General features: G+C 64.0%; 16 protein-coding genes and 1 pseudogene. 11 read left to right on the top strand and 6 right to left on the bottom strand.

All coding sequences use genetic code 11. The annotated features are described in order from the left end of the window. Nucleotides 1-92: 92 nt before the first annotated feature. From ruvX to efp, 10 genes and pseudogenes are all read left to right on the top strand, one after another. Nucleotides 93-503, top strand: a complete 411-nt coding sequence (ruvX, locus tag C1878_RS07365) for a Holliday junction resolvase RuvX (RefSeq protein ID WP_114600961.1) — start codon at nt 93-95, stop codon at nt 501-503. A 26-nt stretch (nt 504-529) separates the two neighbouring features. Beyond that, the gene (mltG, locus tag C1878_RS07360; protein ID WP_114600960.1) at nt 530-1681 is read left to right on the top strand and encodes an endolytic transglycosylase MltG; all 1152 of its coding nucleotides are present in this window, start codon (nt 530-532) and stop codon (nt 1679-1681) included. 47 nt (nt 1682-1728) lie between these two features. Then, a complete protein-coding gene (locus C1878_RS07355; protein ID WP_114600959.1) occupies nt 1729-2484 on the top strand; it encodes a YqeG family HAD IIIA-type phosphatase in 756 nt (251 codons plus the stop codon). Further along, a complete protein-coding gene (locus C1878_RS07350) occupies nt 2481-3422 on the top strand; it encodes a shikimate dehydrogenase (protein WP_114600958.1) in 942 nt (313 codons plus the stop codon). The genes C1878_RS07355 and C1878_RS07350 overlap by 4 nt, the downstream gene beginning before the upstream one ends. A gap of 132 nt (nt 3423-3554) precedes the next feature. Beyond that, complete coding sequence (aroC, locus tag C1878_RS07345) at nt 3555-4727, top strand: chorismate synthase (RefSeq protein ID WP_114600957.1); 1173 nt, start codon at nt 3555-3557, stop codon at nt 4725-4727. Beyond that, nucleotides 4724-5311 carry a shikimate kinase gene (locus tag C1878_RS07340; RefSeq protein WP_114600956.1) on the top strand — a complete coding sequence of 196 codons (588 nt, stop codon included), beginning with the start codon at nt 4724-4726 and terminating at the stop codon, nt 5309-5311. The genes aroC and C1878_RS07340 overlap by 4 nt, the downstream gene beginning before the upstream one ends. Next, nucleotides 5296-6405: a 3-dehydroquinate synthase gene (gene aroB, locus C1878_RS07335; protein WP_114600955.1), complete on the top strand. Its 1110-nt coding sequence runs from the start codon at nt 5296-5298 to the stop codon at nt 6403-6405. The genes C1878_RS07340 and aroB overlap by 16 nt, the downstream gene beginning before the upstream one ends. Further along, a pseudogene (gene aroQ, locus C1878_RS07330) lies at nt 6356-6823 on the top strand (type II 3-dehydroquinate dehydratase); the annotation flags it as partial. The gene aroB and the pseudogene aroQ, both read left to right, overlap by 50 nt. Nucleotides 6824-7012: 189 nt before the next feature. Next, nucleotides 7013-8107, top strand: a complete 1095-nt coding sequence (locus C1878_RS07325; RefSeq protein WP_241963652.1) for a Xaa-Pro peptidase family protein — start codon at nt 7013-7015, stop codon at nt 8105-8107. Between the two features lie 76 nt (nt 8108-8183). Then, nucleotides 8184-8744, top strand: coding sequence for an elongation factor P (efp, locus tag C1878_RS07320; RefSeq protein WP_080144600.1), 561 nt, complete (start codon nt 8184-8186; stop codon nt 8742-8744). A gap of 57 nt (nt 8745-8801) precedes the next feature. On the opposite strand, the gene C1878_RS07315 is transcribed toward efp, so the two are convergent. From C1878_RS07315 to C1878_RS07290, 6 genes are all read right to left on the bottom strand, one after another. Continuing rightward, nucleotides 8802-9434, bottom strand: coding sequence for a tyrosine-protein phosphatase (locus tag C1878_RS07315; protein ID WP_114600954.1), 633 nt, complete (start codon nt 9432-9434; stop codon nt 8802-8804). Between the two features lie 48 nt (nt 9435-9482). Further along, a complete protein-coding gene (locus C1878_RS07310) occupies nt 9483-10409 on the bottom strand; it encodes a CpsD/CapB family tyrosine-protein kinase (protein ID WP_114600953.1) in 927 nt (308 codons plus the stop codon). Between the two features lie 2 nt (nt 10410-10411). Next, nucleotides 10412-11074: a YveK family protein gene (locus C1878_RS07305; RefSeq protein WP_114600952.1), complete on the bottom strand. Its 663-nt coding sequence runs from the start codon at nt 11072-11074 to the stop codon at nt 10412-10414. A gap of 51 nt (nt 11075-11125) precedes the next feature. After that, a complete protein-coding gene (locus C1878_RS07300) occupies nt 11126-12169 on the bottom strand; it encodes an LCP family protein (RefSeq protein ID WP_158539757.1) in 1044 nt (347 codons plus the stop codon). A 133-nt stretch (nt 12170-12302) separates the two neighbouring features. Next, nucleotides 12303-13001, bottom strand: coding sequence for a class B sortase (locus C1878_RS07295; protein ID WP_241963648.1), 699 nt, complete (start codon nt 12999-13001; stop codon nt 12303-12305). A 303-nt stretch (nt 13002-13304) separates the two neighbouring features. Beyond that, nucleotides 13305-13880 (bottom strand): NPXTG-anchored protein, encoded by a 576-nt coding sequence (locus tag C1878_RS07290; RefSeq protein WP_114600949.1) that lies wholly within the window; start codon nt 13878-13880, stop codon nt 13305-13307. A gap of 788 nt (nt 13881-14668) precedes the next feature. Between C1878_RS07290 and loaP the strand changes: the two genes are divergently transcribed. Further along, nucleotides 14669-15193, top strand: a complete 525-nt coding sequence (loaP, locus tag C1878_RS07285; RefSeq protein WP_114600948.1) for an antiterminator LoaP — start codon at nt 14669-14671, stop codon at nt 15191-15193. Nucleotides 15194-15288 lie beyond the last annotated feature (95 nt).

The raw sequence follows: 15288 nt of genomic DNA, 5'->3' as shown, positions 1-15288 counted from the left end.
GAATCGATGGCGGCGTCGACGTGGCGTCCCTGCTCGCAACATGCGACAATAGCAAGGATAGGACGTAGCCGAGACAGGTGGAGGAAAGACGCATGCGCATCATGGCGCTCGACATAGGGGAGACGCGCGTCGGCGTCGCGGTGAGCGATCCGGGGGAGCGGGTGGCGTCCCCGGTGTGCGTGTTGCCGGCTGCCGAAGTGGTCGCTTGTGCCAAGCCTTTCCGACGTCTTTTGGAAGACTGGGAGCCCGAGCTTCTGCTCTGCGGCCTGCCCTTCACGCTGGCCGGTGAAGAGGGACCGCAGGCGGCGCGTATCCGAGGCGTGGCCGACGCTCTAAGCAAGGCGTGCGGCGTGCCGCACGAGTTCGCCGACGAGCGGTTGAGCTCGCAGGAGGCCAAACGGAGTTTGCGTGAAAAGGGCCTGACCGAACGCGAGATGCGCGGCAAAATAGATATGATAGCGGCTAGTCTTTTTCTGCAGGCGTGGCTCGATGCGCGCCGTTAGGCAAGCTGAAAGGTAGAGGAAGGTCCATGCCCCCACGGAAGCAGGTCACGTATTCGCAGCGCCCCAACCACGCGGCTCGTTCGGCGCATGCGCGCGGCGAGCGCGAGTTCCGCACGTACGACACCAGCTACATTCGCCCGAAGCGGAGCAAGGGCCCCGTCATTTTCTCTATCGTGCTGGCCGTCGTCGTCCTTGGCGGCTTGGCCTGGGGTGCCCTCACCCTGTTCAACAGCTGCTCCGGCACGTCCGTGGAGCTGCTCGCCTCGGGCGAGGAAGCCACCATTGTGGTGGAGCAAGGCGCCGGGGCCAAGGACATCGGCAACCAGCTCGTCGAGAAGCGCCTCGTGGGCAGCGCATCCGACTTCACGAAGCGTGTGAACGAGCTTGGCGTGGACGCGCAGCTCAAGCCCGGCACGTACACGTTCGCGGGCGGCACGTCGCTCGATGACATCATCAAACAGCTCGCCGCGGGCCCCGACATGGGCAACGCGCTCACCATCCCCGAGGGCTACAAGCTCTCCGACATCGCCGCGGCCGTCGCCACGGCTTCCGAGGGCCGCATCACGGCCGAGACTTTCACGGCTGCCGCCTTCGACGCGAGCGCGTACGCCGGCAGCTACAGCTTCTTGGCCGATGCGGGCACGAACTCCCTCGAGGGCTTCCTGTTTCCGAAGACCTACGCCGTGGCCGACGACGCCACGGCCGACTCGCTCATCCGGCTGATGCTCGACCAGTTCCAGAAGGAAACGGCGAGCTTGGACTGGTCGTACCCGCAGTCGCAGGGGCTTTCCATCTACGATGCCGTGAAGCTGGCCTCCATCGTGGAGAAGGAGTCGAGCGGCGACGAGCAGATCCGCGCCCAGGTGGCCGCCGTGTTCTACAACCGCTTGGAGACGACGGGCGAGCCCAGCTACGGCTTCCTGCAAAGTGACGCCACGACCGCCTACGAGGTGGGCCACGATCCTTCCGGTGACGAGGTGCATTCCGAGACGCCGTACAGCACGTACACGAACCAGGGGTTGCCTCCCACGCCCATTTGCTCGCCGGGCCTCGACTGCCTCAAGGCCGTGTGCGCGCCCGATCAGGAATCGCTCGGCAAGTACTTCTTCTTCTACTTCGAGGGAGACAACTACTACTTCACCGAGACGTACGACGAGCACATCAGCACGTTCTCGTAGGCCGTCTCGCGTCCGACCGTCCGCCTCTATCCGTAAAGCAGCCCGCCATGCCGCTCCTTGAACCCGATCGCTATTTCTCGCGCTTGTCGCACGTCGACATCGAGCGCGACCTGCTGGCGCTCGGCTTCCGTTTCGTGCTGCTCGACATCGACAACACCATCCTCTCGCGCGACACGCACGAGGTGCCGCGCGACGCGGGCCACTGGCTGGCGAAGGCGCGCGACGCGGGCGTGTCGTTCTGCCTCGTGTCCAACAACTGGCACGAAAGCGTCTACCAGCTGGCGAACCGCCTGTCGCTGCCCATCGTGGCGAAGGCGGTGAAGCCGCTGCCGCCCGCGTTCCTCGTGGCTTTGAAAAAGATCGGCGCCACGCGCGACGCCACGGTCGTCATCGGCGACCAGCTGGTCACCGACGTGCTGGGGGCGCACTTCGTGGGCATGAAGGCCTACCTGCTGGCACCGCTTGTCGAGCAGGACCTGCCCCACACGCTGCTGCTGCGCAACTTCGAGCGCCTCGTCATGGGCGAGCGCGAGCCGGAGGGCGCTTCGGTTCCGTCGGCCTGCCGGCCGACGGAACCAGTCGACTGCTGCGCCGCGAAGCAGGTCCCTTCAGGGGCGGCTTCCCTCGGCACCCGATCTCGCGGCGATGCCGAAGGATCGCGTACCGAAGTACGCCTCGCCCCCGCCATCCCCACGATCTCAGGCACTGCGGGAACCCTTGCTGACGTTGGTGGACCTGTGGTGGAAGCCGATCTACCTGCGGCGAATATCGACGAACCTGCGAGTGCGGAGGGAACCTCATGAGCGAAGCGACGACTGCCGAGAACCTGTACCTGCTGGGCCATCCTATCGCGCACTCGAAGTCGCCCGCCATGTACAACGCCGTGTACGAGCGTCTGGGACTGCCGTGGCGCTACGAGTTGGCCGACAAGGCCGGCGAAGACGAGGCGCGCGCGTTTCTGGATGCCCGAGACTTCCTGTCGGTCAACATCACCACGCCGTACAAGCCGCTCGCCTACGAGGCAGCCACGCACAAGGCGGCGTCCGCCAAGCTCGCGCGCGGTGCCAACCTGCTGGTCAGGCACGGCGAGGCGCTCCTTGCCTACAACACCGACGGGCAGGGCTGCGTGGCCTATCTCGAGCGCACGGGTTTCGACTTCGCGGGTTGCTCCGTGGTCGTGTGCGGCACCGGTCCCACGGCGCTCTCCATCGTGCACGCCTGCGCCATCGCCGGTGCGGACGAGGTCGTGCTCGTCGGGCGCGACAAGGAGCGTGCGCGGGACGTGCTGGACGCCTACGTCCAAGAGTTCGGACGGCTGTCGTCGGCCGCAGTGGACCTGCCGGCCGCCCAGGAGCATCATCGCAGCTTCCGCCAGGCATACGACGGCACGACGTTCAAATTCGGCAGCTACGCCACGTCCACGCAGGCCATCCACGGAGCCGACCTCGTGGTGAATGCCACGCCGCTCGGCATGCGCGCGGACGATCCCGCTCCGTTCGACGTCGCGCTCTTCTGCGCGGGCCAGCGTGCGTTCGACGTGGTGTACGGCCACGGCGAGACGGCCTTCGTCGCCGGCGCGCGCGCTGCGGACTGCACCGTGTCGGACGGCGCGGGCATGCTGGTGGCCCAGGCCGAGGCTACCGTGCGCACCGTCTGCGACATCGCCGGCGCCGACGTCGATCTCGAAACCTTCGACCTGTTCGCCGTCATGGCCGAAGCGGCTGATTTCGACCTGGGATAACCCCGCCTCTATCGAACCCTTCTGCACCCTGCGCTTCATGGCGATCTGGTACGACGCCCGAGCCGTCGCTCGCCTCGCTACGCGGCTGCGGTACAATAGGCGAAAACCACGACAGCGGGAAAGCGAAACACTATGCGCTACATGACAGCGGGCGAGAGCCACGGGCCGGCGCTCACGGCCATCGTGGACGGCGTGCCTGCGGGCCTCAAGATTTCGGAAGATCAGATCAACAGCGATCTGGCTCGTCGCCAGTCCGGCTACGGGCGCGGCGGTCGCCAAGCCATCGAGCGCGACCGCGTGGCCGTCACCGCCGGCGTGCGCTTCGGGCGCACCATCGGGTCTCCCGTGGCGCTCGTGGTGGCCAACCGCGACTGGGAGAACTGGACGGACCGCATGGCGGCGTTCGGCGACGTGCCGTCCGACCTGGCGCGCGAGGTGTGCCCGCGCCCCGGCCACGCCGATCTCGTGGGCGCCCTCAAAACGAACACCGACGACTGCCGCAACATCCTCGAGCGTGCGAGCGCCCGCGAGACGGCCGCGCGCGTCGCGGCGGCCGGCATCGCGCGCGAGTTTTTGGCCGAGCTGGGCGTGGAGGTGTTCTCCTACGTGGCCTCCATCGGCGGCGCGTCCCTCGACGAGGACGACCCGATGCTCGCCGCGCCCGACTACAAGCCGCTCGACATCGAGCTTTCCGACGTGCGTTGCCCCAGCGTTGAGGCCACCGAGGCCATGAAGGCCGAGATCGACGCCGCCCGCGAGGCGGGGGAGAGCCTGGGCGGCACGTTCCGCGTCGTGGCCACGGGCCTTTTGCCCGGCGTGGGCGGCTACGCCACGGCGGGAGAGCGTTTGACCTCGCGCATCGGCGGCGCGTTGTTCTCCATCCCGGCCATCAAGGGCGTGGAGTTCGGCTTGGGCTTCGAGGCCGCGCGTCGTCCCGGCTCGCAGGTGCACGATCCCATCACGGTGGATCGCAAAGCCGGCTTCACGCGCACCCGCAACAACGCGGGCGGCCTGGAGGGCGGCATGACCACGGGCATGCCGCTCATCGTCACGGCGGCCATGAAGCCCATTCCCACGCTCATGACGCCGCTGTCCACGGTGAACCTGGACACGCTGGAGCCGGAGGAAGCCTCGCGCGAGCGCAGCGACGTGTGCGCGGTGCCCGCCTGCGCCGTGGTGGCCGAGGCCGAGGTGGCGTTCGCGCTGGCCGACGCGTACCTGGAGAAGTTCGGGCACGACAACATGACCGACATCAAGGCGGCCGTGAAGTCCTATCGGCAGCGTTTGCGGACGATCTCGCGATGACGCGCGTAGACGGGTCGAGCCTGCAGTCGCACAACCGCCCCGCGCGCGTCGTGTCCGAGCTGGCGAAGCCGGTGTTCTTCGTGGGCTTCATGGGCGCGGGCAAAACGTCCGTTGCCCGAAAGCTCGCGCGCACCTGCGGCATCGCGTCGATCGACGTCGACACCTACTTGGAGAGGCGCGAGGGCAAACGCGTGAAGGAGCTCTTCGCCGAAGTGGGCGAGGAGGGCTTCCGCGCCATCGAAACCGACGTGCTGCGCGAGCTGGCGGCGAAGGATCCGCTGCTCGTGTCGTGCGGCGGCGGCGTGGTGCTGCGGCCCGAGAACCGCGCCATCTTGGCCGAGAAAGGCTACGTGGTGTACCTGCAGGTCACGGCCGACGAGGCCGCGTCGCGCATCAGCGACCTGTCCACGCGCCCGCTGTTCCAGGACCTCGGCACCGCCCGGGCCACCATCGAAGGGCGCCTGCCGCTGTACGAGGACGTGGCCGACGCCGTGGTGGACACGGCCGGCAAGAGCGTTTCGGCCATCGCGCGCGAAGTGCGCGGCGTGCTGGAGAGGGAGGGAATCCTGTGGCAACGAAAGTGATCGTGAACATCCCCGGCGAGGAACCCTACGACGTACGCATCGGAGCCGGCGTGCTCGACGCGCTGGGACGGCGCATGCGCGGCGTGCCCTCGCTCGAGCGAACCGAGCGCGCGCTCGTCATAACCGACTCGAACGTCGCGCCGCTCTACCGCGACCAGGCGAAAGAGTCGCTTGCAGCTGCGGGTTTCCGCGTATCGGACATCGTGGTGCCGGCGGGCGAGGACACCAAGTCCGTCGAAGTGGCCGGCGAGATATGGGAGGCTATGGCGCAGCTCTCGCTCGGGCGCGATTGCGTCGTGGTGGCGCTGGGCGGCGGCGTAGTGGGCGATCTAGCCGGATTCGCGGCGTCCGCCTACATGCGCGGCGTGGCGCTCGTGCAGGTTCCCACCACGCTGCTGTCGATGGTGGACTCGTCCGTGGGCGGCAAGACGGGCGTGAACCTGGCGGCCGGCAAGAACCTGGTGGGCGCGTTCAAGCAGCCTGCCTACGTGTGCGCCGACACGGCGACGCTCGCCACGCTGCCCGAACGCGAATGGACGTGCGGCTGCGCCGAGATCGCGAAGTCGGCGGTCATCGACTCGGACGAGTTCTTCTTCTGGCTCGTCGACGCGGCCGGCGCGCTCGCGGCGCGCGAGGACGAGGCGGTGGCCGAGGCCATCGCCCGCTCGGTGGTGTTCAAGGCCGACGTGGTGGCGCAGGACAAGACGGAGAGCCGCGGCGTGCGCGAGTGCCTGAACTACGGCCACACGCTCGGCCATGCCGTGGAGACGCTCGCGGGCTACGGCGCGTTCTCCCACGGCGCGGCCGTGGCGGAGGGCATGCGCTTCGCGGCCCGACTGGCCGTGGAGCTCGTCGGCGCGTCCGCCGACTTTGTGGCCGCGCAGGACGACCTGCTCGACGCCCTGGGCCTTCCCGCGCTCGCCTGGTCCGCCGACCCTGCCGATATGCTCGATGCCATGAAACGCGACAAGAAGGCCCGCCGCGGCCAGGTGCGCTTCGTCCTGCTGCGCGACGTGGGCTCGTGGGAGCTGCTCGACGTGGACGATGCCGCCATCCTGGAGCACTTGGGCGCTTGGGTGCGATCGAAGGAGTGACATGAAGAAGATCCTGCTGCTCAACGGGCCCAACCTCGACATGCTGGGGGTGCGGGAACCCGCCGTGTACGGGCGAGAGACCCTTGCCGACCTCGAGCGCTTGGTGAAGGAGCACGCCGAGCGCCGTGGCGCGTCCGTGACCTGCTTCCAGTCGAACAGCGAGGGAGAGCTCGTCGACGCCGTCCACGGCGCGCGCGACGCCTACGACGGCATCGTGTACAACCCCGGCGCCCATACGCACTACTCCTACGCGCTGCGCGATGCCGTGGGCGGCGTCGACGTGCCCTGCGTGGAGGTGCACATCTCCGACGTGGACGCCCGCGAGGCGTTCCGCCGCGTGTCGGTCATCGCGCCCGCCTGCGTGGCTCAGGTGAAAGGCCGCGGCTTCCAAGGTTACTGCGACGCCGTCGACCTGCTGCTCGAGGGCGTGTCCGAGCGCCTTGGCGAGGGCTATGAGCGGCGCTATCCGGCCGGTCAGGTGATCGTGGGCGGACGTGGCATGCGGGATGGAGATGCGGGGGAAGGGAAAGGCGACGAGACCGCCCGAAAGGGCGTCGACCCTGCCGTTCCTAGTCGGCCCGATGTCTCCGAACATCGTCTCGCCCGCCTGCGCGCCGCTTGCGACGAAGACGGCATCCGCACGTTCTTCGTGCGCGGCACGTCGAACATCGCCTGGCTCACCGCCTTCGACGGGGTGTTCGACGACGAGGACGCCCATGCGCTGCTGGTAACGCCGCACGACGCCGTTCTGCACACGGACTCGCGCTATGCCGAAGCCGCCCGCGCGGCGGCTCTCGGCGGCCCCGTCGCCGTCGACGACGCGCGCAAGAGCCACGCCGCGTTCGTGGCCGAGACCTTCGCCGAGCGCCATGCCGGGCAGGACGGCCCCATCGTCCTCGGCATCGAGGACGCGATGGCGCTCGGCGAGTACCGCGCGCTCGAAGCCGCGTTCGCCGAAGCGTCCGGTGGCGCCCCCGAGTTGCGCGAGACCAGCCGCTTCGTTTTGAACCTGCGCGGTGTGAAAGACGCCGGCGAGATCGCGCGCATGCGCGCCGCGCAGGCCGTCACGGACGCCGCGTTCTCCCATATCGTGGAGTTCATGCGCGTCGGCATGACCGAACGCGAGGTGCAGATAGAGCTCGAGGACTTCATTCGACGCCACGGCGCCGAGGGCCTCGCGTTCCCCTCCATCGTGGCCGCGGGCGCCAACGCCGCGAGCCCCCACGCCGTTCCCGGCGGCGCGCGCCTCGAGGCGGGGCAGTGCGTGGTGCTGGACTTCGGAGCGCGGGCGCTCGGCTACTGCTCGGATATGACCCGCACCGTGTTCCTCGGCGAACCCGACGCGCGTCTGCGCGAGGCCTACGCCGCCATCCGCCAGGCGAACGAGCAGGTGGAGGCCGCGTTGAAGCCCGGCGTGACGGGGGCTGCCATGCACGAGCTGGCCGAGGGCGTGCTGGCCGAGGCCGGCTTCGCCGGCAAGATGGGCCACGGCCTGGGCCATGGCGTGGGGTTGGACATCCACGAGGAGCCGAACCTTTCGCCGCGCAATCCGAATCCGCTGGTCGAAGGCAACGTGGTCACGGTGGAGCCCGGCGTTTACCTGTCGGGAGAGTTCGGCATGCGTCTGGAGGACTACGGCGTCGTGACCCATGATGGTTTCGCAGTTTTCACTCAATCGACGCACGACATGGTTATAATATAGCGGCTAAAACTTACGTGCTGCTGCTTGGACGAGAACGGTTTGCGGTCGGTGCGTGCAATCGAAAGGATATTCAAGAATGGCAATTTCTACCGCCGACTTCAAGAACGGCATGTGCATCGAGTACAACGGCAAGCTGTGCACCATCGTGGAATTCCAGCACGTGAAGCCCGGCAAGGGCGGCGCCTTCGTCCGCACGAAGCTGCGCGACATCAAAACGGGTCGCGTCATCGACAACACGTTCAACGCCGGCGTGAAGGTGGAGTCCGTGCGCCTCGAGTCGAAGAAGCTGCAGTACCTGTACAACGACGGCGCCGACTTCAACTTCATGGACAACGACACCTTCGAGCAGATGGCCATTTCCGCCGACATGGTGGGCGACGTGGCGAAGTGGCTCAAGGAGAACGACGAGGCCACGCTGCTGTACGCGGGCGACGAGCTCATCAGCGTCGAGCCGCAGATGTTCGTGGAGCTGGAAGTCACCGAGACCGATCCCGGCTTCAAGGGCGACACCGTCCAGGGCACCACGAAGCCCGCGACGCTCGAGACGGGCGCCGTGGTGCAGGTCCCCATGTTCATCGAGCCCGGCGACGTCCTGCAGATCGACACCCGCGACGGCCGCTTCATCAAGAGGGTCTAAGGCTCCGTCGAGCTGTTCGATCCGTACCGGTTGAAAACGCCGCCCCTCGGGGCGGCGTTAGTATTTCTGGGCGATTTTCAGGGCCTTGCGGTAGTCCGCGTAATCCTCGACGCAATGGGCGTCCGACGCGATGTAGTCCACCAAGTCGTTCTCAAGCAGCTGCAGGGCCGCCCGCTTGCTGTTGCTGCGGAACCCGCCGGCGGCGAAGTTTCCCGACAGCTGCAAGAGGCAGCCCAGGTCCTTCATCTCCACGGCCACGTCGATGTCGTTCTGCACGGGCCGGTAGCGCTCGGGATGGGCGATGATGGGTTGGATGCCCTGCCCCTGCAGGCTGTAGACGATGCGCTGCCAGTTGGGCGGCAGGCTTGCCACGCCGAACTCCAGCAGCAGCAGGTTCGTGCCCTCGAAGCACAGGTGCGCCGCGTTGTCGATGCCGAAGTTCACCAGGTTCTCCCAGTACACTTCGAATCCCAAGGTCATCTCGAAACCTTGGGAATGGGCGAATCGGCTGAGCACGTCGAAGTGGTCGACGATGCGTTGGTAATCGAAGTGCGAACCGCGGCAGTGCGGGGTGCACACGATGTTGTCGATGCCCGAATTGCGGGCAGCATGAAGCATGGCCTGCGATTCGGCAAAGTCGTTCGATCCGTCGTCGACGTCGAACAGGATATGGCAGTGAAGGTCGAACATCTTTGCGCGGCTTCGCGTTGCAAACCCGATCGGTCGGCGGGAGCCGACTTACGATCGCGTCCTGTTCTTGTGACGCGGCGCCTTCTGACCGCTCGGCGTCACGGCTTTGAACGCGTTGGGCGCATAGGGGTTGCCTGCGCCTCCGACGCCCGATCCGCCGGGAGCGGCGGTGCGAGGCTGCGAGGTCCGCGTCGAGGCCTGGCGGCGGGCGGGAGGCTGCGTTTCCTGCTCCCAAGCCACCGGGTTGTTCAGCTCGGACGGCATGGCTGCAGGTTCGAAATCGTCCTTGTTCACGCGCTTGCCGTCCTGCGTGTAATAGGCGTAGTAGTAGCTGCTCTCGTCGTCGGTGCAGAACGTCATGACCGTGCCCAAGATGCGGGCGTCCGCCACGCGCAGTTGCTGGGCGCATTTCGCCACGAGGGCGCGCTTCGTCTGGTTCTGACGGATGACGAGCAGCGTGCCGTCCACCAAGCTGCTGAGGATGGCGGCGTCGACGAACAGCGACACGGGAGGCGTGTCGAAGATCACGTAGTCGAACGAGTCGCGCAGCTTGTCCACGAGCGACGCGAAGCGCTTCGTGCTCAGGATGTCGGCCGGGCTGGGGATGTTCGGCTCGGCGTCGAGGAAGAACAGGTTCGGGATATGCGTGGGCATGATGGCGTCGTTGAGCGACGCGGAGCCCGATAGCGCCGCGTACAGGCCGTTGGCCGGATGGGCGTCGAGCAGCTTGCCCAAGGAGCGGCGGCGCATGTCGGTTTCAACGATGAGCACCTTCTTGCCCGACGTGGCGATGGCGTTCGCCAGGTTCGTGGACACGATGGTCTTGCCCTCGTTCTGCTCCGAGGACGTGACCACGATGGTCTTCACCTTCTCGTCCACCGAGGCGAAGCGGATGTTCGCCAGCAGCGTCTTGGAGGCGTTGGAGAGCTGCGGATGCTCGAAGCGCGCGAGGATCTTCTTGTCTTTTCTGGCCATGGTTAGTTCCCCTTACCCTTCAGCGCGGGCATGCGGCCCAAAACGGGCAGCCCCAGCAGTTCTTCGGCTTCTTCGGGATTCTTCACCGTGGTGTCGACGAGGTCGAGCAGCACGATAAGCGCCACGGCGAAGAACAGGCCCGCCAGGAAGGCGACGGCCGTGTACATGATGCGGTTCGGGCCCGACGGGGCGGAGGGAACCTGCGCGGCGTCCACGATATTCACGGCTTTAAGCTCCATGACCTCCACGGCGGTGTCGGCCGTCTGCTTGGCCAGCTCGTTGGCGATCTGGGCCACGGCCTCGGGCTTCTTGCCCGTGACGCTCAGCGTGATAACGCGGTTCGTGGTGGCGGACGTCACCTTGATGTCGTAGCCCTTGAGCGTGCTCATGCCGAGCGACTGAGCTGTGGCGTCGATGACGCGGTTCGACTGGGCCATCACGGCGATGTCGTTCGCCAACTGCTGGCTGGCCGCCGTGTCGCTGCTCGTGATGTTCGTGCTTTGGTCGTCGGTCTTGTTGAGCACGTAGAGCGATACGTCGGACGTGTAGTCGTTCGACATGAACCCCCAGCAATAACCGGCGGTGGCGCCTGCGAACACCAAGGGGAATATCACGACGAGGTACCACTTCTTTCGAAGCAGGTGCAGCAATTCTAGCAAGGTCACGGGTTATCTCTCCTTATAAGCCCTGGTAACAACAACGTTGGCAGGTCGAACCTAGTCGACTTGGTGGTAGTACACGCTCAAAACCGTCTCGTACGTGGCGTTCTTGTCGAGGTAGTATTCGGCGTATTTCTCGCCCTGTTCCATCTCGCCGGTCAGGGTGACCACGTCGAGGCTGGTGATGCCGTTCGAAAGCACCGACGTGGCAAGGTAGCTGAACTCGTTCACGCCCAGGTTGGTGATGGAGTACTCGCTCGCCGTGTTGAAGATGTCGAGCAGCGTGCCCACGCTGCCCTGAGCCGCCTCGAGGGTTTGGCCGGCGAACGCTTTGATGTACTGCACCTGGCGAGCTTGGCGGTCGAGCGAGGAGGTGAGCACCGACGTGTCGCGCCACTGCACGTACTTCAGCGCGTTGCTGCCGAACAGCACGGTGTCCTCGCCTTCGACGATGCCGGTGTTCGGAATGGTCTGAAGCGGCGTGAGCGCCACGCCGCCGATGGAGTCGTTCAACGGGCCGACGCCGCTCAGGTCGATTGCAAAGTAGTAGGAGATGGGCATGTTGTAGAGCATGCGGGAGGCGACTGTCGTGGTGTATTGGCAGCTGGTCTCCTTGCCGTCGCCGTAGCTGTACGCCAGGCACAGCTGCATCTTGTCCAAGCCGATGAACGCGTCGCCCACGAACTCGCCGACTTCCACCATGCTGTCGCGCGGCAGGCCGATGGCGGTGACCTTGCCGGTGTCGGTGTTCAACGCCATCACCATGACGGCGTCGGCTTGGCCCGCGCGTTCGCCGACCTCGGCCGGGGCCGTGCGATCGAACCCGATGATGCACACTGACACCATGTTCTCGTTGAGGGCGTAGGTGTGTCCGTTGTACTTGACGGTTTTGCCTTCGTCGTACGTGACGGCGTTCTCGACGGTTTGGATGTCCTCGGCCTGCGCGGCGTCGCGAATGGCGCCTTCGCCGGCTTTGATGGTGCTCATGACGCCCCAAGCCGCGCCTCCGCCCACCAGCACCACGACCGCCAGCACGATGAGCGCGACGCGGATGCGCTTCTTGCGCTTCGTGTGGCTTCGCTTGCGCTTGCGGATGAGCACCTCCTGGTTCTGCGAGGTTGCTTGCTGGGTCGCGAAGAACTCCGACGAATCGGTGCGTCCCGAGGCGGGCTGTCCTGGAACCGGCGCGGAAGGCGGTCTGTTCTTAGCCGCCCGCGGAGGCTGCGTCGGTCTATCAGTAGGTCGGTTGGTCATCGATCAAAACTCCAGTGACGATATAGCGGCTACTCGTGTGGTTGGTGTCGCTCATACACGTGCTCAACTGCACTATTTTATCATCAATTGACAGTTCCGTGTCAGTTCGGGTGTTAACCAGCAGAGAATCCGGATGCATGACGAAGTCGAAGTACTCCTGCAAAACGGCAGGGTTCGAGAAGTCGTACGAGTTCAGAATGTGGCGATCGTCGTACAGGTACGCCGAAACGATGCGGTAGGTGAGCACGTGGCCCGGCGTGTAGATGTACATGGTGTCGTTCGCGTTGAAGAAATCCTCGTTCTCGAAGTAGTGCAGCGTGGAGAACATGGTGCCGTTCTGCAGGTTGTGCCCGTACAGCACGGTCACCGGATCGCTGAAATCGGTGCTGTTGGCCATCTGGGTGTAGATCGCGCCTTCGATGGCGTACTCTCCGTCGCGATTGTGATCGAGGTAGAAGTTATCGTCCGTCACGCTTTGCAGCACCGGAAGGTTGACGTCGGTGTTGGGGATGTGTATCCAAGCGTAGATATCGGGGTTCTCTGCCATGAGCGCAGGGAAATCCACGGGATTCTCGATACGAGGGTCGGCCACGTCGTTCGCAGGCTGTTCTATGACGGGCTCCGGTGTATTCTTCATCTCTTCGGCTACGCGGTCGAGCTCGTGCTGCTGCCAGATCATATAACCGCATCCAGCGGCTACGCCGCACAGGAGAACGACCAGAATTATGGTAAGGGCGACGATGGAGCGCTTTTTCTTCTTTTTTTGGGCGGAGTTGGCTATCTTAGCGTGCTTGGGCTGAAGATCGTCGTCTCTTTGTTCCGTCGGTGCGTTCGGCATAGGAAAGACTGCTCGCTTTCATGGGTATTCCGAGGTGGCAAATGCTTCGCCTATGGTATCAAACCGTTAACGCATAAAAGAAGAGACCTGTTGTAAAACAGGTCTCTTCGATACAAGTTCTATATGACTTGCGAGGTGCAGGCGCTATTCGGTGACCTTCTTGCGAAGGGCGACGAACACAGCACCAGCGGCGATGGCCGTCACGGCCGTGGCGCCGGCAACGGTGCCGAAGTCAACACCGGTCTGGGGCGACTTGGCGCTGCCATCGGCGGCGGCAGTCGTGGGGGCGGCGACGAAGGTGAACGTGGAGAGCTTCGTGACCGTGAACTCGACAACGCCGGCCGCATTGGCCTTGGCGTTCATGACCTCGTCAGTGCCATCGCTGCTGTGATGGACGAAGATCTTGACGTTGGCATTGGCGAACTGCGAACCGAGCGAAACCGTCAGCGTGAGCGGATGCTCAGCATCGACCACGGTGCCCTGAGGAGCGGTGATCTCGAGAGAGAACACGATCTGCTCAGAACCCTCGAGCTTAACATTGGGCGCAGGAGTCGTGGCAGGCGCGATCGTAACCTCGCCGCCCTCATGGGTGTAGGACACGTTGTGCCCCCCGATCTCAACGCTACCATTGTTGGACGGGCTCGGGGCCGCCCATGCCAGCGTCGGGAGCGCCAACATCATAGCTGCGGCGCAAGCAATTGCCACAATCTTCTTCTTCATGAATCCTTCTTTCCTTGGGGTGCTCTCTTCACGCGAACACAGGTTTACAGCTTTAACTCCATTGAATGATACCGGCCGCTCGATGCGTTTGTCAATGAGAAATCGATATTTTGCCTCGTAGACGTAGTAATTCCTCGATATCAGGGCAATTATCGTGTTGTGCAACAAATGGGTGCCAAGTCGTTGCCAGACGCTTTTCCGGGTGGTTTGTGAAGATGATTGCTGAGATAATGGAATATGTCTAACAAAATCCTCACGCCGGGCTCATTACCGAATCTTCCTATACATTTGTTCTAAACCAGTTGGTTGAGTAAAGGAGAGGGGGATGCTCTTAACCGAAAAAAGGGTTCTCGGAAAAAGAATCTTCACATTTAGCGTTGCTAAACTGTAAACCGGATCCTATGATCTATAATAGCAACCGCCAGTTTTATCAGGTAATACATAATCTTTTGCTATGCATTTCGATGACCGTATTGCCCGTGGCGGCTGGTAAAAGCCGATTTCGAAGAGCGTGCATTTCGATGAACGCGCTTCGGGCGAGCCATAAGAAGTTTGTGGAAAATATGAAGGGCTGCATGGTAGCTTTCTGATCGTGCAGGCCTTTCTCCTTCTTTCGGACTCGTTTCGGCTGCGGCGGTAAAGCCGCAAAGCATATCTTATGAGCGAGGGATCGTCGCTGGGTGCGCGTCTCGTTGCGAGTAAGAGGATGAATACCGTTGTTGTTTCGCATCGCCTTAGGGCGCATGGCGAAGCCATAGTATATTGTGGCGTTCGGCAGGAGGCCAACCGTGTGGTATGTCGTTCAGGTTATCGGCGGCAGGGAGCGTCGCGTCCTGCAGCTGGTGGAGCAGTTTGTCGACGACGATGTTCTGCAGGAGTGCTTCATCCCCCAATACGAGATCATGAAGAAGATCAAGGGGGAGTGGAAGCGTTGCACCGAGATCCTGCTTCCCGGTTATCTCTTTCTTATCACCGACAAGGTAGACCATGCTGCGGACGAGCTCCGCAAGGTTCCCGCATTCACCAAGCTTTTGGGAAACGACAACGCGTTCATCCCTCTTAACGCGGACGAGATTGCTTTCATCGATTCTTTCACGACGAAAAACCACCGAGTGGTCGAGATGTCGGAAGGAGTGATCGAGGGCGATGAGATATGCATAACGCGAGGGCCGCTCGTGCATCAGACGGCTCTAGTGAAGAAGATCGACCGGCACAAGCGCTTGGCCTATTTGGAAGCCACCATGTTCGGTCGAACGCTGAACCTAAAAGTTGGATTAGAGATTGTCAGAAAACGTAAGGGCGCATCCATTTGAAGAAACAACCGGCATGACGGCGGAAGCCGTATTGCCTTTCGATGAGTTCGTCGCGGACGGCGCCACGGCGCCTGCGACATCTGCTGTCGGGGTCT

Source organism: Gordonibacter sp. 28C (assembly GCF_003339845.1).
Lineage (GTDB): Bacteria > Actinomycetota > Coriobacteriia > Coriobacteriales > Eggerthellaceae > Gordonibacter.
Note: the sequence above shows the minus strand (reverse complement) of the source record. Positions and strands in the feature narration are given on the sequence as shown.